This window comes from Desulfococcus multivorans (assembly GCF_001854245.1).
GTDB classification, from domain to species: Bacteria; Desulfobacterota; Desulfobacteria; order Desulfobacterales; family Desulfococcaceae; genus Desulfococcus; species Desulfococcus multivorans.
Genome location: NZ_CP015381.1, coordinates 2,639,073 through 2,663,676, shown reverse-complemented (window position 1 = coordinate 2,663,676; position 24,604 = coordinate 2,639,073). Strand labels below are relative to the sequence as shown.

Below are 24,604 nucleotides of genomic sequence, written 5' to 3'. Positions count from 1 at the left end.
GGTCAACATGTCAAAATCGATTCCGCATATTCCTTCATTTCCCGGTTCCGATCTTCGTCGGGAAGTTGTTCCGTCAAAGCCGACGGAGGAAAAGGGAGCCGCCGGAAGAGCTTCTCTTCCAGGCTCACGGTTTCTTCCCAGATGATATTCAAACGGTCCCGTAACTCGGGCGTTTTGCCGTAACGCTCCAGGATGTAGGCCATTCGCTCGTCCAAGGGCGCGATCCGGTCATGGATGACCCGCTTGTCCGCATAGTTGACAATCTCGGCTTCGGAGACAGGTCCGGTCGGGTGGAAAGTGTCCAGACGAACGTGTTGGCGGACGACGGCCGCCACTTCGGGGAACCCCTTTCCCGAAAGATATACGCCGCCGCTTTCCGCATGGCGCTCGCCGGTGGTGAGACTTCGGGTCTTGGTGATGTCGTGGAGCAGGGCGCCGGCAAGAACGATGCTCCGGTTGAGACAGCCGGCCTGACCCTGGAGACTGTCGGCGATCAGGAGGGCCACCCGGCAGACCTGGATGGAGTGGGCAACGATGTGGTCAAGTGTTCCGGCTGAATGAATCAATCCGAAACATTCATGTTTGGATGGAACGATCATTATCGGCTCCAATGCTGCTGCCGGGAGGCGTTTTTCGCTGAACTTCAATTGGTCAGACTCTGAATCGGTGCGGGGATGCGGCCGCCGTGGCGGATAAAGCGGTTGGGCCCGGGGATGTTTTGCACCGGCATGATGATCGACTCCCCCAGCAGTCCACCGAAACAGGCCCGCTCCCCGGCCTTTTTTCCCGGCACCGGGATCAGGCGGGTGGCCGTGGTTTTTTTGTTGATGACCCCGATGGCCATCTCGTCGGCCATGATGGCGGCGATGGTATCTTCGCTGGTATCCCCGGGAATGGCAACCATGTCCAGCCCGACGGAACAGACGCTGGTGATGGCCTCCAGTTTTTCGATGGTGAGGTGACCTTCCTCGGCCGCCTTGGAAATGTTGAGATCCTCACTGACCGGCACGAAGGCCCCGCTCATGCCGCCGACGTAAGAACTGGCGAAAGCCCCGCCTTTCTTAACCGCGTCGTTCAGGAGGGCCAGGGCCGCCGTAGTGCCGGGCACACCGATGCTGAGCAAGCCCAGACTCTGGAAAATTTCTCCCACGCTGTCCCCCACGTTGGGTGTCGGTGCCAGAGAAAGGTCGACCACACCGAATTGAGTGCCCAACTGTTCGGCCACCTCCCGGCCGATCAGTTCGCCGATGCGCGTGACCTTGTAGGCGGTTCGCTTAATCTCTTCGGAGATCAGGCCAAGGGGCATGTCCGGACGGGTTGAGAGTGCACGATCAACAGCTTTTTTGACGACACCGGGTCCGCTGACCCCTACGTTGATGACGGCGTCCGGTTCACCGATGCCCAGATAGGCACCCGCCATAAAAGGCATGTCCTGGGGAATGTTGGCGAAGACACAGAGTTTGGCGCAGGCGATCCCGTCCCGATCCGCGGTCATTTCCGCGGCCTTTTTGATGATCTGTCCCATGAGCAGGACGGCGTCCATATTGATGCCGGCCTTGGATGATGCGACATTGACGGACGCACAGACGCGGTCGGTCTCGGTCAGGGCCTGGGGAACGGCGGCGATGAGGGCACGATCGCCTTTGGCCATACCTTTTTCGACCAGCGCGGAGAACCCGCCGATAAAGTCGACGTTGACTTTCCCGGCAATCTGGTCGAGGGTGTGGGCGATCTCCACCATCTCCCCGGCGGAAAAAGCCGCACCGACCGCCGCCATCGGGCTGATGGCGATCCGTTTGTTGACTACGGGGATGCCGTATTTGTCGCCGACCTCGTTGCACGTCTCCACCAGGTTCTCCGCAAGCCCGAGAATGCGGTCCTGAATTTTCCGTTTGAATTCAGCGAGATTGTGACCCGCGCAGTCAAAGAGGTTGATGCCCAGGGTCACGGTACGAACATCCAGATGCTCGTTTCGGAGCATTTCAATTGTGGAAAGAATCTCTCTTTGGGTTAACATCAGATTGACCTTGATTTAAGATTGTTTCGGGAGGGCAGGCCGCACCTTGAGGATGATTTCTTTCCGTATCTGGACGGTCCCCGGTTTGGCACCTCTCGGTTTGGAGACATACCGGGCCTGAGTGCAGGCGACGGGTACAATGCCGCCGTTTCGAGCCTTGCTGTGGTAGGCGGCGACGGCGGCAGCCCGGCGAAGGGTTTCGCGGTTCGGTTCACGATTGTCCGTGACCCGTAACACTACATGACTGCCGGGAACCCCCCGCACATGAAACCACCAGTCGTTCGGTGCGGCCAGCTTGATGCTGAGCGTGTCATTGTCTGTATCCGATCGACCGGCCAGAACAACCCAGTCACCGGCCAGCCGGTACTCGTAAAGTCGGGGTGCAATTTTTTGAAAGGAAGCCTCGAATTTCATGATAGGGGCTCGGGTGCCTCGGTCAACAATCCGATGATGTATCGAAAGAGCTGTTTCGATGCCCGTGTCCTCACTGCAGGGCGTCCCGTTGTCTGGGCGTTTCGTAACAGTTGCCGGACTCGTCGACGGTCCATCGCTGGGAATGCTGTTGCCATGGCTGTTACTGCGGCGTCGCCCTCAGCCAGGAGCCGTTCCCGCCAGGATTCGGCGTTTTTGAACCGAAGGATTTCATCGTAACAGCGTTGATCCAGCCGGTCCAAGCCTTCCCGAATGGGATCGGAATCCACCTCCCGCATCAGCGCTCCGATCCGTTGAATCTGTCGTCGTCGTGCGCCGTGTCGGGTCAGCGTACCGGCAAAAATCACCGCCTCACGAAGCTCCGGCGGCAGCGACAATCGATCGATTTGTTGGCGCGATAACGCCACGAGGCGTTCACCAAGGTTCTGAAGCTCGATCATTTCCCGTTTTCGCCTGGACTTGCTCGGCGGCGTCTCTTTGTGAAGAAAACGGTCGCCGTTTTCAAGAGGGGTGTTATCGGTCACGCGACCAACCATACCGCCCGCCGGGTTGTCTTGGACAGAACCTGGTTGGAGACCCTTCCCAGATAGAAGGCGCGCTCGGTGCCGCGCCGTCCGATAACCACGGTACCGTAGTCTCCCTTTTGAATTTCCTCCAAAATGGCGTCGCCGATGCTGAAACGGGGTTTGGTCTGCCGGACGATGACCTGCTCCCTGGCGATGCCGGCATCGATGAACTTCTTCTCGACGACGGATAGAAATTGATCGATACATTTTTTGTCGCTCTGGAGAATCGCGGATTCCAGATCCTCTTCATCGGTAATGTAATCGAGCCGGCAGTAATCCTTGAGTCTCGGTGTGACATGGAAAAGGGTGATGGTCGCATGGGGATTGTTGCGGAAGATGAAGCTTACATGATCCACCGCCCGGAACGCGCTCTCGGAGCCGTCGACCGCCACAAGGACGCGACGGGAGGTCACCTTGCCGTCCACGATCCAGAGGGGAATGACCTGTGAGTGCTCGACGAGTTTGGTGGTCAGGCTGCCCATGAAGACCTCCTGCATTTTGGTGAGACCGCGCCGTCCTACGACCACGGCGTCATAATGCTTTTTCTGGGCAAACTCGATAATGTCCTTGGCAAGCCCGAGGTTACGGGGAGCGGTTTTGCTCTCGATATGGGTTTCATCGATGCCTTCATCCACCATGAAATTCTTATATTTTTCCAGCAGAGCATGCGCGTTCTGGGCGTTTTTCTTTTTGATTTTTTCAATGGCCGATTGGGCTCTTACGTTGATTCTGGCCTCGTCGTGAAGAAATTGGGAAATCTGGGGCTGAACATGGAAAAGGGTATAGGTGAGTTGGTTGACCCGAGGTGCGATATTGATGACATATTGAATCGCATTTTTGGCATGTTTGGATTCATCCACGGCCAGTAGTATTTTTTTTTCCATAGCTCCCTCAATCCTTGTCTGACGGCTCCACAAAAAGCCCGGTTGTTGTCTTACGCATATCCCTCGTCATTGGAATGGACTGAAACTATCTCGCATTTTTTGGGGGATTGTAAACCTATATTCAACTCTTTCAAAACGTCTGGAAATTGACTTTTTATGAACACGTCAGGTCCGTCTCGAGAAACGTGCCGAAGCGGCCGGATGCCTGGCGGTCGTCAATCATCGGGGGTTATCCAGACGATATGACTCTTGTTGAGGATAAAAAAGGAATTTCTACCCTGTGCACTCACATCGAAAAGAATAATAAACGGACTGACCCCCTTCAGAAAAAAGTCGCTCATCCGATCCGCGGGAACAGCCTCGCTGTTCAGATTGATCTTGCCGCGAAAAATCGTTCCATCGGCCAGCTTGACCCGGACCCGTTGGGCTTTGATCTCCTGCCATTTTTCGTTACTGTGGATACCGTCGGCTTCACTCATACCACTGCTCCAGATAAGGATCGGCTTGCGTCCGTGCTGTGTTGAAACAGCCCGCCTCGAAAAGGCAACCGCAAATTCGGGTCTCTCGTCGCTTTTGTCTGACAGTCTGGACCTGAATTCCAGCTATCCATTATCATACCAGAAATAGACCGGGATTCAAACCGGAACCCTCAAATTCGGTTGATGGTCTCGAAGATACGCCGGTGCTGAATGCTGAGGTGAAGACCCAGTTCGGCTGCTTTACGGGTCAGCTGCTCCGTCATTTTCGCCCGATCCGTTTCCAAGGGGATGCATACTTCATAGATCATGATGTTTCGGGTCGGATCATTGCCGCCTTTAAACACGGCCTGAAGGTTGGTCACATTGACGCCGTGCTCGGCGATAATCGCTGTGACGGCGGCGACAAGACCCTTTCGATCCGGACCCTGGGTGGTGATAACGAACGGATCGCCGGCCGGCGAAGCCGGGGGTGCCGGCTTCAGATCCTTGATGTAGACATGCAGGCCGAGATCCTCCGTCTGGTCGATCAGGCGACTGTAAAGCGCGTCTATGGCCAGGGTTTCGGGTATCGACACGATGAAGATGCCCGAGAATTCAGACTGAAGGATCGTCTGGCTCACATTTTCCACATTGCAGTCCTGTTCGAACAGAACCCGGGTTATTCGGGCAATGATGCCGGGTCGATCCTGACCCAGAATGGTAATCACGATTTTCGGGTCCATGATGTCGGCAGCCCCTTTCAGGAAAAATCGTACAAAATTGTCGGGTCGACCGCGGCCGCCGAGGCCGTCCCGGTCAAAATCATGGCCGAGACGAGTTCCGAATGAATCTGATCGATGAATGCCTCGACACCGGACTTGAGACCGCCGACCGCGGCGATGGAAAAGGGGCGACCGATCATGACGGCATCGGCGCCCAAGGCCAGCATTTTCAGAACATCGCCGCCCGTGCGCACCCCCCCGTCGGCAATTACGGTAATATTCCCCTTGACGGCTTCGACGACGCCGGGGAGCACCTCCGCTGCGCCGGGAGTGTGATCCAGCACCCTTCCGCCGTGGTTGGACACCACGATGCCGTCGGCACCGATATCGACGGCGAGGCGAGCTTCATCCGGTGTCATGATCCCCTTGAGGATAAACTTCATAGGCGTTTTATCGATGATCGCCCTGAGTTTTTTCGGCGACTTCGGCGTGACGGGGCGCCCCATGAGTTTCAACGTGACAAGACCGGCTGCATCGATGTCCATCCCAACGATATCGACGCCGGTGTCAGCGGCTTTTTCGAGCTTCTCGAACAGCTCTGTCTCCTCCCACGGTTTGATAAAGGGAATCCCGGCGCCGTTTAACTCACGGATCGCAGCATATCCCGCTTCGTGGATAAATGCCGGGACGCCGTCGCCAACGCAGCCGAGGGTGTCTTTTTCAACACAACCCTCCAATATCGCACGGATGTAATCCTCTTCGGAGATCTTCCCTCCCATGTTGAATGAGACGCCCCCGATGGGCGCCGCCAGGACCGGAACGGCCAATCGTTTACCGAAAAGCTCGATGCCGGTATCCGGTTCTGCGACGTCGTGGAGAGTTTTCATGTTCAGTCTGAAGGCGGCAAGCGCACTCAGATTATTCATGAAAGCGCTTCCCGTACCGATGCCGCCCATGCCGGGTACCTCACCGGCGCAGGCACGCCCGTCGCATACCGGACAAACCCGACAATAGCCCTTCATTCTTTCCTTTGCCGTTTGGCGAACTTCTTTCATCTGGATTCTTTACTCCTTGGTTTTACGCCTTGAATTTCGATGAGTCTCTGTGTTAATGAGGCTGTATCCGTTTTGACGCCGTCATCGCGGAGGACCTTGGCCGGTGGGCGACTTGTCCCCGACGGTCTATCGGTCAGGCAGTTCTCAGGATGTCTTGTGCCGGGGGTGTTTCGGTTACAGGAAAGCAGGCACTCAAGTCCTTTTATGAAAGTGTGCGAACGTCAAAATCGTTATTATGTTTCTGTTTGTGAGCCCGAAAGGGAAACGCAGGCACAGGCCTGAACATCCGGTTCGAGGGGACACAACCGGGAAATACAGCCAGGAAAAACAAATGATCAACCAAAAAAAAAGTATCGCATCTTTGCTGAAAGAACACAAGACCGTTTTTGTTATCATCGCCGTGGTGCTCTTCCTTATCGAGCTTGAGATTTTTGCCGTCGCCGCCATGAACTCCGGACGGAAGGCATGGCTCCAGATCATCGACGGCAACGGCAATGTCATTCATGAGACCGACGGCAAAAGTCTGAGCGACTTTAACAAGTACTATTTCGAAAAGACGTTCGGACCGCTCGACCAGTATGAAAAAAAACTGGAGGTACGAGATCAGCCCTTTCCGTTCCGCGCATGGTTTACGGCTGCGGTCGGTATTCCCATTGGCGTAATCCTGCTCTTCGCTTTTGTCGTCAAGGCTTATGTATCGCTTTTCTACGGAGAGGAGGCGGCGCGGTCGAAATCTGCAAACGATAAAATCGGCCGGTATGAAACTGAATTCGAGAAGATCGTGGCCACTATCAGCAGTTTCAACATCTTCACCATCGGGTTTCTTCTGCTTCTCGCGGTGTTCATGTACTGGGTGCTCCCCAACATGGTCACCTATATCGGCCGGGTCAGCGTCGACACCCTCGTCAGGTTCAAATGGGTCTTCATCGCAGCGGGAACGGTGGTTGTCGGTTTGTTTGTCTGGATCATCTATCTTCGGTATCTTCTGGCCAAACGGAGCATCGACAACCAGGCCGAACTCGAAAAGGCACGGCTTCAACTCGAATACCGCGGCGGGTCGGCGCCGCAAGCGCGTCTGGTCTACGAGGCCCAGCCAGTTGAGGATCCACAACCGGCGGTTCGTAAGGAGTCTTTCGAGGAGGATTCAAAGCAGACGACGGCGTCCCCCAAACCCGGGGATCCCCCCGAGGATCAGCGGGAAGCCGTTGTGGATTCTACCGGTATGACTTCAGCGTGACCCCATGCGCATCGTCACGAGCCACAAAAATACGGATTTCGACGGCTTCGCTTCGATCATCGCCGGAACGGTTCTCTATCCGGGTGCCGTTCCGGTGATCCCCCGGAACATCAATCCCAATGTCCGGTCATTCCTTGCCATCCACAAAGATCTTTTCGATGTCCGGACGGTGGATGAAATCGATCTGGACAAGGTGCGGTCTCTTGTCGTGGTGGACGTCAACCAATGGCATCGGCTGGACGGTCTTCGCAAACTCAAAGCCAGGGTGGACGACCTGGAAGTGATTGTCTGGGACCATCATCCGGACAAGGGCGACATCAACGCCAACTGGATCCGACACGAAACCATGGGGGCCAACATTACGCTGATGGTGCGTCAGATGCGATTGGAAAGCAAACCGCTCACGCCGATACAGGCAACCCTTTTCCTGACGGGCCTCCATGAGGATACGGGAAGCTTCATGTTCCCGGCCACCTGCCCCGAGGACGTCATGGCCGCCGCTTACCTGATGGAAATGGGGGCCGATGTCAACGTGGTCGCATCCCTCCTTCGGCCCGCCTACGGGGAGAAACAGAAGAACGTCCTTTTTGAGATGCTCAAATCCGAGGAGAGGGAAAGCATCAACGGGTACAAGGTCTCTTTCCACAAGATCGACATCGATGGCCATGTGGGCAGCCTTTCGGTGGTGGCTCAGATGTGCCGGGAGATCCTGAATGTCGATGCGGTCTTCGGCATATTTACCGGACAGAGAAAAGGCAAGTCCATCGTCATCGGGCGCAGCAACGCCGACGGCCTCAATATCGGCGCCATCATGCGAAGTCTCGGCGGCGGAGGACATCCGGGGGCGGGGTCGGCTATGGTCGATTTTGTCAATCCCGATACGATCCAGGAGATGATCACCGAACTTATCCAAGGCAATCAGCAGGCTTCGGTCCAGATCAGTGATCTCATGTCTTTCCCGGTGATGACCATATCCGCCGACGCGTCCATGTCCGATCTCCGCAAGATTCTCACGGAAAAGAGCTGTACCGGGCTGCCGGTGGTGGAAGACGGTCGCCTGGTAGGGGTCATTTCCCGTCGAGATTTCAGGAAGGTTCGAAAAAGTAAGGACATGAAAGCACCTGTCAGGGCTTTCATGAGCAAGGATATCCGAACCATTGAACCGGGAAAGAGCCCTATGCAGGCAGCCCGGCTGATGGTGAAGCACGACATCGGCAGGCTTCCGGTGGTTGAAAATGATGAGATCATCGGCATCGTCACGCGTTCGGACGTGATGCTCTACTTTTATGACATGCTCCCGGATTGATCCGTGGAAACGGCATTGCCTGAAGGGGACGCTGTTGTTTCCCTTGTGGATATCGCGGTCCGCAGGGGAACGCGGCTGCTTCTGGAGGGCACTTCGTGGCGGATCCGGCGGGGCGAGCACTGGGTGGTCACGGGTCCCAACGGGACGGGAAAGTCGACCCTTGTCCAGGCGTTGGCCGGAGAACTCCCGGTCGTACGGGGGCGAGTCATCCCCGGGAAAGCCTGGAAAATCGAAAACACAGGATATGTTTCCTTTGAATCCCACCGCCGACTGATCGCCCGAGAGGAGCGCCTCGACATATCCCGGCAATTCAGCTGCAACGCAGAAAACCTGACAACAGTACGGGACCTTTTCGAGGGAAACCTCGAAACCCTCGACAATGACGTCCTGACATCTCTGAATTCAGGTGTGTCCCTGTTGATGGATCGTCCCGTTCAGGCCCTTTCCACGGGAGAGATGCGCAAGGTCCTGATCGCAAAGACGCTGGCACGGTTCCCGAAGCTGCCAACTCTGCTGATTCTTGACGAACCCTTTGAAGGCCTGGACGAGTCCTCCCGAAGGGACCTCATGCTTCTTGTCCGAAAATTGATGGCGGAAGGCGCTCAAATCGTTCTGGTCACCCATCGCTTTTCCGAAATCCCTCCGGAAATAACCCATGTTCTTGTATTAGGGAAAAAGGGCGTTGTGGGGAAGGGGCCTCGAAAAGCCTTTCTTGATGCGAACCGTGAAACTCCGGTGTTTGAAGACATCCGGACGAAGCTGTCGGCCATCCCGCCGTTTCGCGGCATTCGGAAGGCGTCGCCGCCGGTTCTGGTGGCCATGCGGGGGGTGTGTGTCTCTTACGGCTCGACCGCCGTCATCGACGGTCTCGACTGGACCTTCCGACGGGGCGAAAACTGGACGATTCTCGGTCCCAACGGTGCCGGGAAATCAACCCTTCTCCAAATGATCGCCGGAGACCACCCTCAGGCGTATGCCAACGATATCCGTCTTTTCGGCAGACGGCGGGGCACCGGAGAAAGCATCTGGGAGATCAAAGCGTCCATCGGCATGATTTCTCCGGAGTTTCAGATCCGCTACCGTAAAAACATCATCGGTCTGGAGGTCGTTCTGTCGGGATTTTATGATTCCATAGGTCTTTTTCGGCGGTCCACTCCGGAGGAGGAGAAAATCGCCGGACAATGGATGCGGCACATGGGGATTGCGAATCTGGCACAGCGCCCCTTTCCCCAGCTCTCTCAAGGAGAGCAGCGGATGGTTCTTCTGGCCCGGGCCATGGTAAAATCGCCGATCCTGCTCATCCTGGACGAACCGTGTCAAGGCCTCGACCGGAAAAATCGACAACGGGTCCTTGCACTCATCGATGCCGTCGGCCGGCACACCCCTACCCACATTCTCTGCGTGGTCCATCATATTGAAGAGATTCCCGCATGCACCACTCACGTGCTGCGATTGTTCAAGACCGCGGACGGCCGTCGGGCCGCGGGAATCATTGAAAAGCAGGGGGGTATTTCCGGGAAGGTTCCGAGGCGATCTCTGTCTGGTCAACGCTGATACCCCGGGCCTCGAGGCGTTCCTTGAAGCCTCCCCGTATGCGGATGGGATCGAGAAGCCGCTTGAATTATCGCGTCTACACCTGCGATCGGTTTTCGCCGCGTCACCAGCGGACCGGGATCCGAACGATGTTGAGGGCTTTGTTCCGAAAAAGCAGGTAGCCCTTTTCCCTACCGTAAAGATAAAGATCACGGGTGACCGCTACATCCATTCGGCAGTAGTCAATGATGTCCTGGATGCGGCCCTCTTTCCACCACCGCAGGGCTTGAAGGCCGTCGGCCGTTTTTTCCGTTTCCAGGGTCACGCTCGCCAGATGGTTCAACGACAGTCGATATCCAAGGTACCGCTTGACCTCCTCAAGTATGTCGAGGGTGGGCAGTGTTTTGAAATCAAAATCGATCTGGCCGGTCAGCACACGGTAGTCGAAACGATTGACGTTGAAGCCGATCACGAGATCCAACGTTTTCATGCGTGCCGTCAAAGCCGGTATCTGGTCCTGCAGATAATCAAAAAAACGATCCGCCCCTGAATCGTAAAGTACGGCGCAGCTGACACCCATCCGATCGGCTCGGTGCCATCCCCCCACCTCATCGGCTGACAACCGGGTTTCGATGTCCAACACACCGAAACGTTTCGGGGCCGGAGAACGACCTTGAAACGAAGGGTGTATTGAGGCCGGCATGGGCAGTGTCGGCCTTGCAGGCCTGGACGGTTCCGGTGTTGGAAGGGACTCGGCGGCGGTCTGAAGGGTTTCCAGAATGAATCGTGCGGCTGCTTTGTCGATGGGGCGATTGCCGGAGCCGCATTTGGGGGAATGGACGCATGAAGGACAACCGGATTCGCAGGCGCAGGCCGTAATGGATTTGAGGGTCGCTTCCAGCAGCGTCTCCGTTTTCCGGAAAGCCTGCCGGCTCAGTCCGGCTCCTCCCGGTATGCCGTCGTAGACAAAGACGGCCGCGCATCCGACCTGGGGGTGCAGCGGAGTCGAAATGCCCCCCAGATCGTTTCGGTCGGTCATGACCAGGAGTGGGAAAATGCCGATGGCCGCATGTTCGACGGCGTGGATGCCGCCCATGAAATGCAGTCGTTCCGTCTCCGTTTTTCGCTGTACCCAGTCCGGAATAGTGATCCACAGGCCTTCGGTTTCAAAGATCTGGGGCGGCAGATTCAGGGGGATGACGGCGCGCTTTCCGCGGCCGTGGATCGGGTGCTTTTCATATCCGGACACCTGGTCCGTGACCTTCAAGCGGCCGGTGAAGACCCGGGTTCCCCACGCGGTGCATTCCTCGTAAATCTCGAGAATTTCGGTCGTCTTGTTGGCCCGCACCCGGGTATAATAGTTCACCTTGGCCGGGGCGATTTTGACGATGCCGGCGTCGATGTCGAGGGTTTCCACCAGGAAAGTATCGCCGTTGTGGATATAGACGGCACCGGGGTGGGTCTCTCGAAAGGCGCGGAAAGCGTCGATTTCACCCTTGTTGGATCCGGTTTGAGCGCAGACGATGGCAAATCGACTGCCGGTTCCCCTCAAGTCCACCAGACGGTGGGGTGCCTTGAGACGGCTGAAAAGCCGTTTTCCGTCACCGCTTCTGAGAAGGTCTCCGGCAGCCTCAAGGGCATCCGCGGCCTGCTTGACGGCATTCTCGTTTATGATCTCTTCGTCGCGGTCAAGGGGCAACTCAGCGGCGGCACAAAGCAGGTGGCGTTTGAGAATTTCCGGATTTCGAGGGTTGATCACAGCGGCCTCGGCTTCCCGGGTGACCAATTCCAGGGGATTCCGCATGAAATACTGGTCCAGGGCATCCTCTCCGCCGACAAGGATGATCGCCGCATCCTGGCCGCTCCGCCCCACCCGACCGCCGCGTTGCCATGTAGCGACAATGGTGCCGGGGTAACCTACCAGGAGGCAGAGGTCCAGATCGCCGATGTCGATGCCCAGCTCCAGGGCGCTGGTGGAGATGACCGCCAGAAGCTCTCCATCGGAAAGGCGCCCTTCGATCTCGCGTCGCTCCTCAGGGAGAAATCCGGCCCTGTACGGGCTGATTCGGTCGGCAAAAGCCCCCGCGCGACTTCCGGCCCAAAGCGCGATCAGTTCGGTGAGTTTTCGGGATTGCGCGTAGACGATGGTTCTGAGCTCTCGGTAAAGTGCAGCTTTGAGCAGAAGAATGGCGGTCTGGGCGGGCCCCTGAAACGGGTCCACGAAGACCAGGTGCTTTTTCCCCTGAGGCGCACCGCTTTCGGTGACGGGCGTCACGATGAGTCCGGTAAGCGCTTCGGCCAGTTCCGCCGGGTTGGCGACGGTGGCTGAGCTGAAGACGAATACAGGTGATGCGCCGTAATGGGTGCAGATCCGTCTGAAACGCCTGAACACCTGGGCCATGTGAGATCCCATAATACCACGATAGGTGTGGACCTCATCGATGACCACGATCTTGATGTTCGATAAAAAACCGGCCCATTTTTCATGATAAGGCAACAGCGAGAGATGAAGCATTTCCGGGTTGGTAAAAATCACGTTGGGCGGTTTTTCACGGATGCGGCGGCGGTGCCAGGCGCTGGTGTCGCCGTCATAGATGGCTCCCGTCGCTTTTTTGAGGACGTCGCTCTTCCCGAGCATCGCCGAAAACGTGCGCAGCTGGTCCTGAGCGAGGGCTTTCAGCGGGAAAAGGTAGAGAGCCCTCGAATCGGGATTCTCCAGAATACGCTCCAGAACCGGCAGGTTGTAAACCAGACTTTTCCCGCTCGCTGTCGGGGTGGCGACCACCACGTGACGGCCGGTCCGGATCATGTCCACGGCTGCAGCCTGATGCCGGTAAAGCCGGTTGATGCCGGCGGCCGTCAGAATTTTACGGAGAGGATCGGCAAGAGGGCGCTCGAGCGCGGCGAAGTCTGCCGGGCGCTCCGGAAGCGTCATGTGATAAACCACCTGATCGCCCATCCGGGGGGAGGCTTTCAGGGAACGGATATACTCGTTGATGTCGGAGCCGAATTTCATTTCGCCGAGCGGTACTTTCCTGCAAAGGGCTTAAAACTGAAGATTATCAGAATCAAAGCGGCCGGACAAGCAAAAACAGGGTCGGGAGGATCTCGAAAATCCCGTCCGATGAGGCGTCGAATCACGACATCGCACACCCCGTCGATGATAATGGCATGGGAGGATTACGGTACGGAACGACGTGCTGAATAAATTTCTATTTTCTTGATAAAAAAACAAAATGTGTATATAACAAATACCATATATATCAACTTTTTGGCTTTCGTTATGGTGGCCGGGTAGCGGTTGAAGGCTGAGGACAGAGGTCAGAGGACAGAGGTCAGAAAAGAAAAGAGGGATAAGTGCTCCGTTCACCACAGGCACACCCCTTCAGCCTTCAGTCTTTTCCAGCCCAAGACGGTTTTTCCGTTCCGGATCTTGATCGGCACTGATTACGCGTTAGATTGTGGATGAAATTTTCGGGTGGGCACCTCAGGAGGCAACTATGAACAAGTTTGATCTGGTGAAGGCATATCTGATCGATATGGGAATGGCCATCGCCTACGGCGACCTCGCAACCCCGGAAAAGACCGTCGACGACGAGATTACGACGGCGTTGGAAAGCGGCAAGAGCTCTACCGCGGCAGCGGATCTGCTGGAACTGAAAAAGAAGATGGGCATTCTTCAATAGCAGGAGCGACGATGGGCTGGAGAGAATTTTTCGGCATTCGTAAAAAGGATCGGAGACAGGATGTCGGCACCCCGGCGAAAGGTCCGGCTGCTCAGGTGACGGATCTTACGCTTTCCGATATCAAAGTGGGATATCTTCTCGATCACGACATGAAAACATGGGAGGTGACGGCCTATCATTACTATGACTGGGGAGACGGCGGAAACCTCACCCATGAGTGGCAGCTGAACAGCGCTGACGATACCCTTTATCTCGAGAAGACTTCCGACGATGAAACCGAGTGGAGCGTCAGCCGCCCCATCCCTTTCAAGCGCCTTGGCGCGGGCGTTCGGAATCATATTCTGGAGAAGGAGGATCCACCGGATGAAATCGAGTTCGAGGACAGGATCTATCACCTGAATGAATTCGGCGGCGGAAAATTTTTCAAGGACGGCAAGGGTCCCGGCCGTGAATTTCTGGTGTGGGATTACGAGGATGAAAGCGGGGAGTGTTTCCTGTCCATCCAACAATGGGATGAGGAGGATTTCGAGGCATCCGTGGGCCACTGGGTCGAAGCGTATCAGTTTACCAATATTCTACCGCGGATGTAACGCACTTCCCCAGGGCAAGCAAGGAGTGCCGAAAAACCCGGCGGTCGGCCGCCGGGTTTTCAAGCGTTTCTCCAGGGGCCAGGATTACATCTTTGGATTCCCGGCGCTTGCAATGCGAAAACGGCTGACGGCATCCCGATCGTCCGACGGCGGTCATTCGTTGGGTTCATTGCGTTTGAGGGTTTCTATGATGGAACCGAGACATGCGTCCGCCGCTTCGGCGGATACGGTGCAGGATCCCGCACCACGGTGTCCGCCTCCCCCGAAGCGTGCCAGCAACAGGCCGACGTTAACCCTGCAGTGACGATTGAAGATGCTGTGCCCCACACCGATGATTACCCGCTTTTTCTTCCGACCGTCATATCGAATCCGCACGCTGACCACGGCATCGGGATAGAGGGAGTATACCAGGAAGCGATTCCCGTTGGGGACCTCGTCTATCGCCCGGAAATCGGTTATCGATACGTGGCCTTCCAGAGTGGTATGTTTTTGCAGAACAGGGGTGTATTGCGCGTTGATGTCTACAACGCGATCACATCGCCGTTTCACCTCCGGATCCGCGAGGACGGCATGGATGTCGTTGCGGCGGATCAGCCCGACGAGGCGGTTCCAGTAGCTTTCCTCCGACGTATCCCGTCCCGACACGGTCATGGAGAGAAGGATGTAAGGGTGGTTTTCGGGGTGGAGCACCTCCTCGAGGCTCAGATCGGCGGAATCGATCCGATCGGTCTGACGAATGAGTTCGTCGTAATCTCTTGGGAACCGCTTTCCATAATATTCGTGGATCAAGCCGGCCGCCGACGGCGCCACTCGGTAAAGGCCTTTGAAAGGGGTGCCGGGGTTGTTGGTGTAATGGTGATCGAACCACATGGCGCAGTTGGGATGGTAGGGCAGGTTGGCGATGATGTCGCCTTTCCGGATGGTTACACGACCCTGTTGCAGATCATTGGGCTCGACCCACCGGATGGGCTGATCGATCGATTCCATATCATAGAGAAGGACGGCACAGACGATGCCGTCAAAATCAGGACGCGTCACGATTCTCATGGGGTTTCCTTTTGATGTTGAGGTTTGCCGCAAAGTGTCATACTATCAAAATTTATGGTTCTTTATGGCTCGGTGTAGGTGCACCCTCGCGTAAGGCGCGGGTCCGAAGGTGAAATCAAACAGAAAAATATAACGGCAATCGCCACAAATTACAAGAGAGGGATGACCATGCCCCTTTATCTCGTTCAGCATGGAAAAAGTCTGCCCAGGACGATAGATCCCGAACAGCCCCTGTCGCCGGAAGGTGAGGCTGATGTGCGGCGCATCGCCGGGGTCGCTCAAGGGTACGGTGTGACGGTTTCCCGAATCCTTCACAGTGGAAAGCGACGCGCATTGGAGACGGCTGAAATTATCGCCGAATACCTGAACCCCCGAAAAGGGGTGAGTCCGGCACCCGGACTGGGGCCTCTGGACGAACCCGAGGGGTGGATGGCTCAGGCGGACCCGGCCGACAGCGTGATGCTGGTGGGACACCTGCCGTTTATGGAAAAGCTCGCAGCCGGCCTGGTCACCGGCAACACGGCGCGTCCCATCTTCCGTTTTCAAAACGGCGGTATCGTCTGTCTTGACACCCATCCGGACACGCCCGGCGACTGGGTCATCAAATGGGCGTTGATGCCCCAGGTGGGATGACCGGATGATCACCACCGGCCTCCTTCATACCCCCGGCGTTCGCCGACGCAGCCATTTTCGGGGGATTGCCCCAGGCATCCCTGCGGCCCGAGGGATTGCCTGTTTCCGGTGGGCCCGGAGGGCGCGAAAGGCTTGACCACCGAAGGGCACATGCCGCCGCTGTCGTCGACAGAGCGACGCTGGATTATCTTCGCCACGCTCCTCTCCCTTTTTCTGAGCGCCCTCGACACCCTGGTTATGGGCGCGGCCATGCCCACCATTGTCGCCGAGTTGGGGGGGCTGCACCTCTACAGCTGGGTTTTTTCGTCCTACATGCTGAGCCGCGCCGTGGCGCTTCCGGTCTTCGGGAAGCTGGCCGACCTGTATCCCAATCGGATTCTGTATGGAATTTCAGTCATTGTTTTCCTTGTGGGTTCCATCCTCGCCGGCATCTCCCGGAGCATGGCCCAGCTCACCGTTTTTCGGGTTGTTCAGGGCATCGGAGCCGGGGGAATATTCGCGCTGGTTTATATCGTCCTCGCAGACATCTCCCGACCGGAAGACCGGGGAAAGATGATGTCCCAGGCCAGTCTGGTCTGGGGGATCGCCAGTGTTCTGGGCCCGACCTGCGGCGGTTTCATCGTCGCTTATTTCTCCTGGCGATGGATCTTTTTCATCAACATTCCCCTGGGCCTTGTCTCCCTGTGGGGCATCGTCGCATTTCTGAAGGAGACCCGGGACAAACGATCGAAGGTCGTCATCGACTATGCGGGCATCTGCCTCATGACGACCGCTATCCTCTCTCTTCTCACCATGTTTCTGGTTGCCGGAAAGGACTATCCCTGGGATTCCCCTCACGTCATCGGCCTTTTCATGCTTGCCGCGGTATCGGGATGCGGATTCTATGCTGTTGAAAAACGGGCCGTCGAACCCCTGTTGCCCATTGAATTTTTCAAGGTGCCGGCCTTCAGTGCGGGCAACGCCGCCGTTCTGATGAGTAGCTTCTCGGTGTTTTCCCTCTCGGCTTTCACCCCTCTCTTCGTTCAGAGCGCCATGGGACGCACGCCGGTGGCATTGGGGGTGGCCATGCTGTTTCTGAGCCTGGGATGGTCTGTCGGGGCCTTGATCTGCGGCCGGACGGTTCGGCAGGGAGGGGAGAAGCAGTTTGCCCTGGCAGGGTCGCTTCTCCTGATTCTGGGGTGTATTCTGATGGTACGGTTTTCATCGGCAACAACCCTGGCGGCCTGTTCCACGGCCCTTGCCCTTGCAGGTGCCGGGATGGGATTCGTGTCCATTTCGACGCTTTTGATCGTCCAGAACAGTATCGGCCCCGCCCATCTGGGCGTGGCGACCTCGTCCCACCAGTTTACCCGGACCCTGGGCGGGACCGTCGGGGTCGGTGTCTGCGGCAGTCTCATGACCGCCGATTTTTCCAGCAGACTCGACGTGTTGGCTGAATCCTTCGGCCATGCCGGATTGACTGCGGCGGTGTCGGCGCAGATACGCCGGAACTATGAGAATTTTTTCAAGCCGGACGTGCAGGCCCTCTTGTCTCCGGAACTCCGGTATCTTCTGTACGAGTCCCTGGGGCAGGGCGTCATTACGGTTTTCTGGATTGCCCTGGCGGCGGCAGGGGCCTGCCTGATGTTGAGTTTCCTTTTGCCGGGTAACAGTTGCGTGAACTCCGGAAATTGAGGAACGGAATGAATCGCAAAGTGACGACCATCATCGATCGGAAGAAGTGTATCGGCTGCGGGGCGTGCGTTTCGGTTTGCCCATCGGGGACCTTGTCTCTGGAAGAAAAAAAGGCCAAAGTCACCGGGGACACCTCCCTTGGCTGTGGGCACTGCGAGGCGGCCTGTCCGACGGGAGCCGTCCGGGTGACGGCCATGGATGCCGGCGCAACCCGTTTTCGAACCATCGTGCCCGACGCATCCTGGCTGCCGCACGGCCGTTACGACGCGGCCGGATTGATCCGGCTTATGGGATCCCGTCGTTCATGCCGGAATTATACAAAGCGTCGGGTGGATCCGGCTGTGTTGGCGGACCTGGTCCGGGCGGGCGTGCTTGCGCCGTCCGGCACCAACAGCCAGAAATGGACCTTTACCGTTCTTCCCGGACCGACGGCGGTCCGGACCTTTGGCGAGCGGGTGGGGCAATTCTTTGAGCGGCTTAACCATACGGCGGAAAAAGGATGGCTTCGAGGCCTGCTGAAACTTGTCGGACGACCGGAACTTCATCGATATTATCGCGACTATTACCCCACGGTCCGGGAGGCCTTGCGCGAATACCGCAACCTTGGCGTCGACCGTCTCTTTCACGGCGCTGCCGCCGCCATCGTGGTGGGATCAAAACCAGGAGCCGCCTGTCCCGTGGAGGACGCGCTTCTGGCCACCCAGAACATTCTCCTGGCGGCCCATGCCATGGGGCTGGGCACCTGCCTAATCGGTTTTGCCGTCGTCGCCATGAAAAAGGATCCCGCCATCGGGCGCTTTCTGGGAATTCCACCGGAGGAGGATGTTCATGCGGTTATCGCCCTGGGACATCCGAACGAAACCTATCGGCGAACGGCCGGGAGAAAAGCCTTTGAATTAAGAATTTATCAGGCGGACGGCCGGTGAGCGGCGTCTTGGGACGTATCACTGCCGACAACACGAGGAGGCACGACCCATGGAACAGTCATCGGAAAGGACTGAACGTAATTTTCTGACAACGCCCCTGTCCCAGCGAGGCGTTCCGGTTTTGGTGGTGTATCTGCTGGCGTTGCTGGGCGGCATATACATGCTCAATCCCGGATCGGGGATTATCGAGCTGATTCCGGACAATATCCCGATCATCGGCAACCTGGATGAAGGCGGGGCCATGTTGGCGGTCTGGTACGGGTTTATCGAGTTTCTCGAGCGGCGAAGGAAACGGAAAGAATAGTCCTCATAGGTATAAATCCCCATCCGGGATAGGCATTATCCTCACACATTTGAGTTATTATCCCTATTTGCAAAAGAGACTTTTTTCTTTATTAAAATAACATCAGACTCAAGCGCAATGTTCAACGGGCTTCACCGTCCCCCGACAACACCTTTTTTCAGTCAACATCATGGATCGGGTTGAGAGTTGAAAAGATAACCAGCCGGCAGAGCAGAACCTTTATCCGTCATTGGAGGAGGTGTAAACTTGTTTTGGACCGCAATCCATAAACATCCTGAAACATATAAGAAAACGCCAAACCTTCTGGACTACTCCCAGACGTGCGCCGCTTTTTCCTGGGATACCATCCGCGACGAGTTACAGGGGCTTCCGGATGGAAGAGGACTCAACATCGCTCATGAAGCGATCGATCGCCATGCCGAAAGTCGCCTTCGCGATCACGTGGCATTGCGATGGCTCGGGTGTGACGGGGCGAAGCGTGACTTCACCTATGGCGAATTGAAAGCCTTGAGCAACCGTTTTGCCAACATTTTGAAAGGGCTTGGCATTGGAAAGGGGGATACGGTCTTCGTTTTGGCCGACCGTATTCCCGAGCTGTACATCGCGGCCCTGGGGACCCTCAAGAACGCCGGCGTTTTCTGCCCGCTGTTTTCCGCGTTCGGTCCCGAACCCGTCTATCAACGGCTGAAGCGCGGAGACGCCAAAGTTCTGATGACCACCGGTCATCAGTACCGACAGAAGGTGAGCCGCATCAGGGACACATTGCCCAAATTGAAGTATGTTCTCCTGGTTGATACGCAAGACCATCTGGAAAACGGTCTTCTGTCGATGCCCAGGCTTATGGCGGAATCCTCCAGCCTCTTTTCAATCCCGCCAACCGATCCGGAAGACATAGCGGTTCTGCACTTTACAAGCGGTACCACGGGGATGCCCAAGGGGGCTCTCCATGTCCATAATGCCGTGCTTATCCACTATATGACCGGCAAATACGTCATGGATTTTCACCCGGACGATATCTTCTGGTGCACGGCGGACCCCGGATGGGTCACTGGAACATCCTACGGCATCATTGCGCCTTGGGTTCACGGCATCACCAACATCGTCGATGAAGCCGATTTTGACGCGAAGCGTTGGTGTCATATCCTGGAATCCCAAAAGGTGAGTGTCTGGTATACGGCTCCCACCGCCATTCGCAGATTCATGCGGTTGGATTTCGAACCGGCCCGAAGCTATGATCTCCATGATCTGCGCGTCATTCACAGCGTCGGGGAGCCGCTCAATCCGGAGGGGGTCGTCTGGGGCCGGAAGGCCATGGGACTCCCTATTCACGACAACTGGTGGCAGACGGAAACAGGCGGTATCATGATCGCCAACTTCCCCGCAATGGAGATCCGACCCGGCTCCATGGGACGCCCTCTCCCCGGAATCGAGGCTGCCATTGTCCGTCGTACCGACAAGGATACCGTCGAGGTCGTCGACGAGCCCGACACTCAGGGTGATCTGGCACTCCGACCGGGGTGGCCGTCCATGTTTCGGGGATATCTGCACGACGAAGCGCGCTACCGGAAGTGTTTTGTCGGAGGCTGGTATCTGACGGGAGACCTGGCGAAGCGCGATGCCGACGGCTATTTCTGGTTTGTGGGTCGTGCCGACGACATCATCAAGACATCCGGCCATATGGTGGGCCCCTTTGAAGTCGAGAGCACCCTCATGGAGCACCCCGCCGTGGCAGAAGCGGGCGTCATCGGAAAGCCGGACCCCCTTATCGGGGAAATCGTGAAAGCGTTCGTGGCCCTCAAAACCGGAATAAATCCCAGCGAGGAGCTTCGCCTGGAGATTATCGGATTTGCCCGCAAAAAGCTGGGGGCGGCCGTGGCGCCGAAGGAGATCGATTTCCAGCCCAATCTGCCGAAAAACAAGGCCGGCAAGATTATGCGGCGGTTGCTCAAGGCCCGTGAGCTGGGTCTGCCCGAAGGCGACCTGTCGACACTGGAGAAGACCGAATGAAAACCCAACGCATGACCAAAACAAAGGCTGAATCCCTGGATCGTGATCACGCCCTCCACCTGCTGGGTTCCATGATTCGCATCCGGCGTATGGAGGAAAAATGCGCCGAGCTTTATACCGCTATGAAGATTCGGGGCTTTATGCATCTGTATGACGGCGAGGAGGCGGTCGCCGTCGGTGTCATGGAGGCGTTGACGCAAGACGACGCTGTTGTGGCCACCTATCGGGAACACGGGCATGCGTTGATCCGGGGCCTTTCCGCAGGTTGTATTCTGGCGGAGATGTACGGAAAACAGGAAGGTTGCAGCCGCGGCAGAGGCGGCTCCATGCATCTGTTCGACGACAAGACGCGGTTTTATGGGGGTAATGCGATTGTTGGCGGCGGCCTTCCCATCGCCGTTGGCCTGGCTCTGGCCGACAAGATGCGGCAGAAGCCGCGCGTGACATGCTGTTTTTTCGGGGACGGCGCCGTCGCCGAAGGGGAATTCCACGAAAGCATGAACCTGGCGTCGCTCTGGAGATTACCGCTGCTGTTCGTGTGTGAAAACAACCTGTATGCCATGGGAACGGCGCTGAAATACACGCAGGCCGTCATGGATCTCGCTCGCAAGGCATCAAGCTACGACATGCCTTCCTCCGCCGTTGACGGAATGGATGTCCTGGCGGTGGAGGCGGCTGCGAGAGAAGCGGTGCAAGCCGTTCGCTCGGGCGATGGACCTTGTTTTCTGGAATGCCGTACCTATCGCTTTCGAGCCCATTCCATGTTCGACGCCGAGCTTTACCGGACCAAGGCGGAAGTCGAGGAATGGAAAAAGCGTTGCCCCATTGAGACATTTTCCCGGAAGCTCAAGCGTGAAGGACTTCTGACTGATGCGGATCTGGAGGAGATGGAGCGCGATGTCGCTCGGGAGATCAAGGAAGCTGTCGCTTTTGCCGAGGCCTGCACGTGGGAGCCTCTCGAAGACTTGACCCGTTTTGTTTATTCGGAACGGAGGACGCCATGACCAACGGTGTTGATACCATGCGAACGCTCACGTACCGTGAAGCAGTGCGTGAAGCTATACGGGAGGCCATGCAAAAAGACGACAGGGTCTTCCTCATGGGAGAGGACGTCGGCCGATACGGGGGCTGTTTTGCCGTGAGCAAGGGGCTGCTCGAGGAATTCGGCCCTGAAAGGATCCGCGATACCCCTCTGTCGGAATCCGGGTTCACTGGAGCGGGCATCGGCGCGGCTCTGGGGGGAATGCGTCCTATCGTGGAGATCATGACGGTCAACTTCAGCCTGCTGGCTGCCGACCAGATCATCAATAACGCCGCCGTCTATCTTCACATGTCCGGCGGACTTTTCAATGTCCCCATCGTCATCCGGTTGGCAACGGGCGGCGGGCGGCAGCTGGCGGCACAGCATTCCCGTTCCCTCGAGGGGTGGTACGCTCACATTCCCGGAATAAAGGTGCTCAGCCCGGCAACCCTCGAGGACGCTCGCGGCATGCTCTGGACCGCTCTCCAGGATCCGGACCCCGTGCTCATCTTTGAAAACAGCGGACTTTACAACATGAAGGGAATGCTTTCCGTCGATGCCGGACCGGTGGATATCGACCGGGCTCGTGTGCGGCGTGAGGGACGGCATGTCTCCATCATCAGCTATTCGGCGAGCCTCTTCAAATCGTTGGATGCGGCGGAAATTCTGTCGAAGGAAGGGATTGAAACCGAGGTGATCGATCTGCGTACGCTGCGTCCCCTGGATGAAAAAACCTTTCTGGATTCCGTGGCCAAAACCCATCGGGCGCTTATCGTGGATGAAGGATGGCGTACCGGGAGTCTTGCTGCCGAGATCAGCGCACGCATCATGGAAGGCGCATTTTATGAGCTGGATGCGCCGGTCGAGCGTCTCTGCAGTGCGGAAGTGCCCTTACCGTATGCGAAGCATCTTGAAGAAGCGGCTTTGCCGCAGGTGGACAAAATCGTGGACCGCGTGAGGAAAATGGTGGGAGGCGATGGCTGAATTTCGCATGCCCAGTCTGGGATCGGACATGGAGGAGGGCATCCTCGTCGAATGGCTGGTGAAGCCCGGGGACCGCGTCAAGCGTAGAGATGTTATCGCCGTCGTGGAAACCGATAAAGCCGCCATCGAAATCGAGGTGTTCGAAGATGGCGTCATCGATGAAATTCTCGTTCCGCCGGGCCGGAAGGTTCCTGTGGGGACCGTCCTGGCCATGATTCGAACGGAAGCAGGTCAGGGCGCCGTGTTCCCAAAGGAAAAAAAGTTCCTTGTGGAGGATGCTCCCCCGACAGGGGCGGAGATAGAAGGGAAAGCACCGCCGGCATCGGACGTTCCCCTTGTGCCGGCTTCGACAACTTCGCTCAAGCGCATCAAAGCCTCTCCGTATGCACGCCGGTTGGCTGCAGAACAGGCCATTGATTTGCGCCGTCTGAAGGGGACGGGGCCGGGAGGGATCATCAATGCGGCGGATGTCGAGGCGGTCGTCCCAACGGCGAAAGCCGTGCCACCCACACAACCGCCAACAGTCTCTGCAGTTGAAAAATCGGTCGTCAAGGATTATGCGGCAGCGATGCGTCGTGCCATCGCAAAAGCCATGGTGCGCTCCAACCGCGAAATTCCCCACTATTATCTCCAAACGCGTATTGACATGAGCCGTACCTTGCGCCGGCTGGAATCGGACAACCTGAAACGCTCCATCAAGGAGCGTATCCTGCCGGTGGTACCGCTCATCAAAGCGGTCGCCCTGGCCCTGGGGGATGTTCCGGAGCTCAACGGCTACTGGATAGAGGATCGCCATCAGCCTCAGGAGGCCATAAACATCGGCTTTGCGATTGCGCTGCGGCAGGGGGGACTGATCACGCCGGCCATTCTGAATGCGGACTTGAAAAACCTGGACGAGCTCATGGCATCGCTGAGAGATCTTATTACGCGAGCGCGATCCGGTGGATTGCGCAGTTCGGAGATGACGGAGGCTACCGTTACCGTCACCAGTTTAGGCGATCTCGGCGTCGAGGCATTGTACGGGGTAATTTACCCGCCCCAGGTGGCGCTGATCGGATTCGGGAAGATCATGGAACAGCCCTGGGCCGAAAGCGGTATGCTCACCGTCCGGCCGATACTCACGGCTACCCTGGCGGCGGACCACCGCGCCACGGACGGCCGTCGTGGTGCCCAGTTCCTCGACGCTTTGAACCGTTATCTTCAGGAGCCTTTGACGCTATGAAAAACGATAAAATTGAAGAGATCGTCTTCCGGATACTCAAACAGATCGCTCCCGAGTCAGACCCAGGCACTTTGGCACCGGACGAACACATCCGAAAAGCGCTTGACATCGACTCGTTTGATGCCTTGAATTTTTTCATTCATCTTCATGAGGAACTGGGCGTGGACATCCCTGAATCGGACTACGGTGAACTCGATACCTTATCGAAGATCATTCAGTATCTCTCATCCCGCTTGAGTTGATCCGTTCTTTTCGTCAATTATCAGCCTCCAATGGGCTTTTCGAAGATATTATGGCAAC

24 protein-coding genes are annotated in these 24,604 nt (G+C 56.9%); 14 read left to right on the top strand and 10 right to left on the bottom strand.

Features of this window, described 5'->3' with window-relative positions:
• Positions 1–2: 2 nt before the first annotated feature.
• From dmul_RS11670 to dmul_RS11635, 8 genes are all read right to left on the bottom strand, one after another.
• Positions 3–599 carry an HD domain-containing protein gene (locus tag dmul_RS11670; RefSeq protein ID WP_020875189.1) on the bottom strand — a complete coding sequence of 199 codons (597 nt, stop codon included), beginning with the start codon at positions 597–599 and terminating at the stop codon, positions 3–5.
• 44 nt (positions 600–643) lie between these two features.
• Entirely contained in the window at positions 644–2,017 is a 1,374-nt protein-coding gene (locus tag dmul_RS11665; protein WP_020875188.1) for a PFL family protein, read from the bottom strand.
• Between the two features lie 15 nt (positions 2,018–2,032).
• Complete coding sequence (locus dmul_RS11660) at positions 2,033–2,431, bottom strand: NFACT RNA binding domain-containing protein (protein ID WP_020875187.1); 399 nt, start codon at positions 2,429–2,431, stop codon at positions 2,033–2,035.
• Positions 2,428–2,973, bottom strand: coding sequence for a ribosome biogenesis factor YjgA (yjgA, locus tag dmul_RS11655; RefSeq protein ID WP_159449721.1), 546 nt, complete (start codon positions 2,971–2,973; stop codon positions 2,428–2,430). The genes dmul_RS11660 and yjgA overlap by 4 nt, the downstream gene beginning before the upstream one ends.
• Complete coding sequence (locus dmul_RS11650) at positions 2,970–3,899, bottom strand: universal stress protein (protein WP_020875185.1); 930 nt, start codon at positions 3,897–3,899, stop codon at positions 2,970–2,972. Before dmul_RS11650 ends, yjgA begins: the two co-directional genes overlap by 4 nt.
• A 215-nt stretch (positions 3,900–4,114) precedes the next feature.
• Entirely contained in the window at positions 4,115–4,378 is a 264-nt protein-coding gene (locus tag dmul_RS11645; protein WP_020875184.1) for a DUF6812 domain-containing protein, read from the bottom strand.
• A gap of 170 nt (positions 4,379–4,548) precedes the next feature.
• Positions 4,549–5,100, bottom strand: a complete 552-nt coding sequence (locus tag dmul_RS11640) for a glycine cleavage system transcriptional repressor (protein ID WP_020875183.1) — start codon at positions 5,098–5,100, stop codon at positions 4,549–4,551.
• A 17-nt stretch (positions 5,101–5,117) separates the two neighbouring features.
• Positions 5,118–6,134 carry an alpha-hydroxy-acid oxidizing protein gene (locus dmul_RS11635; protein WP_020875182.1) on the bottom strand — a complete coding sequence of 339 codons (1,017 nt, stop codon included), beginning with the start codon at positions 6,132–6,134 and terminating at the stop codon, positions 5,118–5,120.
• A 331-nt stretch (positions 6,135–6,465) separates the two neighbouring features.
• On the opposite strand from dmul_RS11635, the gene dmul_RS11630 reads away from it, so the two are divergent.
• Genes dmul_RS11630 through dmul_RS11620 form a run of 3 tightly spaced genes read left to right on the top strand, consistent with a single transcriptional unit; the run spans position 6,466 to position 10,231 of the window.
• Positions 6,466–7,371 carry a hypothetical protein gene (locus tag dmul_RS11630; RefSeq protein WP_020875181.1) on the top strand — a complete coding sequence of 302 codons (906 nt, stop codon included), beginning with the start codon at positions 6,466–6,468 and terminating at the stop codon, positions 7,369–7,371.
• Positions 7,372–7,375: 4 nt separating this feature from the next.
• Positions 7,376–8,677, top strand: coding sequence for a CBS domain-containing protein (locus dmul_RS11625; RefSeq protein WP_020875180.1), 1,302 nt, complete (start codon positions 7,376–7,378; stop codon positions 8,675–8,677).
• Positions 8,678–8,680: 3 nt separating this feature from the next.
• Positions 8,681–10,231 carry an ATP-binding cassette domain-containing protein gene (locus tag dmul_RS11620; protein ID WP_020875179.1) on the top strand — a complete coding sequence of 517 codons (1,551 nt, stop codon included), beginning with the start codon at positions 8,681–8,683 and terminating at the stop codon, positions 10,229–10,231.
• Positions 10,232–10,334: 103 nt separating this feature from the next.
• On the opposite strand, the gene dmul_RS11615 is transcribed toward dmul_RS11620, so the two are convergent.
• Positions 10,335–13,226: a DEAD/DEAH box helicase gene (locus dmul_RS11615; protein WP_020875178.1), complete on the bottom strand. Its 2,892-nt coding sequence runs from the start codon at positions 13,224–13,226 to the stop codon at positions 10,335–10,337.
• A 484-nt stretch (positions 13,227–13,710) separates the two neighbouring features.
• On the opposite strand from dmul_RS11615, the gene dmul_RS11610 reads away from it, so the two are divergent.
• Together dmul_RS11610 and dmul_RS11605 are read left to right on the top strand one after the other, a co-directional pair.
• Positions 13,711–13,896, top strand: coding sequence for a hypothetical protein (locus dmul_RS11610; RefSeq protein ID WP_020875177.1), 186 nt, complete (start codon positions 13,711–13,713; stop codon positions 13,894–13,896).
• 11 nt (positions 13,897–13,907) lie between these two features.
• Entirely contained in the window at positions 13,908–14,486 is a 579-nt protein-coding gene (locus dmul_RS11605) for a DUF4178 domain-containing protein (RefSeq protein ID WP_020875176.1), read from the top strand.
• 153 nt (positions 14,487–14,639) lie between these two features.
• Here the strand turns inward: dmul_RS11605 and dmul_RS11600 are convergent, their stop codons facing one another.
• Positions 14,640–15,533 carry an MYG1 family protein gene (locus tag dmul_RS11600; RefSeq protein ID WP_020875175.1) on the bottom strand — a complete coding sequence of 298 codons (894 nt, stop codon included), beginning with the start codon at positions 15,531–15,533 and terminating at the stop codon, positions 14,640–14,642.
• A 168-nt stretch (positions 15,534–15,701) separates the two neighbouring features.
• On the opposite strand from dmul_RS11600, the gene sixA reads away from it, so the two are divergent.
• From sixA to dmul_RS11555, 9 genes are all read left to right on the top strand, one after another.
• The gene (gene sixA, locus dmul_RS11595) at positions 15,702–16,166 is read left to right on the top strand and encodes a phosphohistidine phosphatase SixA (RefSeq protein WP_020875174.1); all 465 of its coding nucleotides are present in this window, start codon (positions 15,702–15,704) and stop codon (positions 16,164–16,166) included.
• Positions 16,167–16,298: 132 nt separating this feature from the next.
• The gene (locus tag dmul_RS11590; protein ID WP_020875173.1) at positions 16,299–17,840 is read left to right on the top strand and encodes an MDR family MFS transporter; all 1,542 of its coding nucleotides are present in this window, start codon (positions 16,299–16,301) and stop codon (positions 17,838–17,840) included.
• Between the two features lie 8 nt (positions 17,841–17,848).
• Entirely contained in the window at positions 17,849–18,766 is a 918-nt protein-coding gene (locus dmul_RS11585) for a nitroreductase family protein (RefSeq protein WP_020875172.1), read from the top strand.
• Between the two features lie 49 nt (positions 18,767–18,815).
• Positions 18,816–19,070, top strand: coding sequence for a YkvA family protein (locus dmul_RS11580; protein WP_020875171.1), 255 nt, complete (start codon positions 18,816–18,818; stop codon positions 19,068–19,070).
• A gap of 246 nt (positions 19,071–19,316) precedes the next feature.
• A complete protein-coding gene (acsA, locus tag dmul_RS11575; RefSeq protein ID WP_020875170.1) occupies positions 19,317–21,077 on the top strand; it encodes an acetate--CoA ligase in 1,761 nt (586 codons plus the stop codon).
• Entirely contained in the window at positions 21,074–22,081 is a 1,008-nt protein-coding gene (pdhA, locus tag dmul_RS11570; protein WP_020875169.1) for a pyruvate dehydrogenase (acetyl-transferring) E1 component subunit alpha, read from the top strand. The genes acsA and pdhA overlap by 4 nt, the downstream gene beginning before the upstream one ends.
• On the top strand, positions 22,078–23,082 hold the full coding sequence (locus tag dmul_RS11565) for an alpha-ketoacid dehydrogenase subunit beta (RefSeq protein ID WP_020875168.1): 1,005 nt from the start codon (positions 22,078–22,080) through the stop codon (positions 23,080–23,082). Before pdhA ends, dmul_RS11565 begins: the two co-directional genes overlap by 4 nt.
• Positions 23,075–24,304: a dihydrolipoamide acetyltransferase family protein gene (locus dmul_RS11560; RefSeq protein WP_020875167.1), complete on the top strand. Its 1,230-nt coding sequence runs from the start codon at positions 23,075–23,077 to the stop codon at positions 24,302–24,304. The genes dmul_RS11565 and dmul_RS11560 overlap by 8 nt, the downstream gene beginning before the upstream one ends.
• A complete protein-coding gene (locus tag dmul_RS11555) occupies positions 24,301–24,546 on the top strand; it encodes an acyl carrier protein (protein ID WP_020875166.1) in 246 nt (81 codons plus the stop codon). The genes dmul_RS11560 and dmul_RS11555 overlap by 4 nt, the downstream gene beginning before the upstream one ends.
• Positions 24,547–24,604 lie beyond the last annotated feature (58 nt).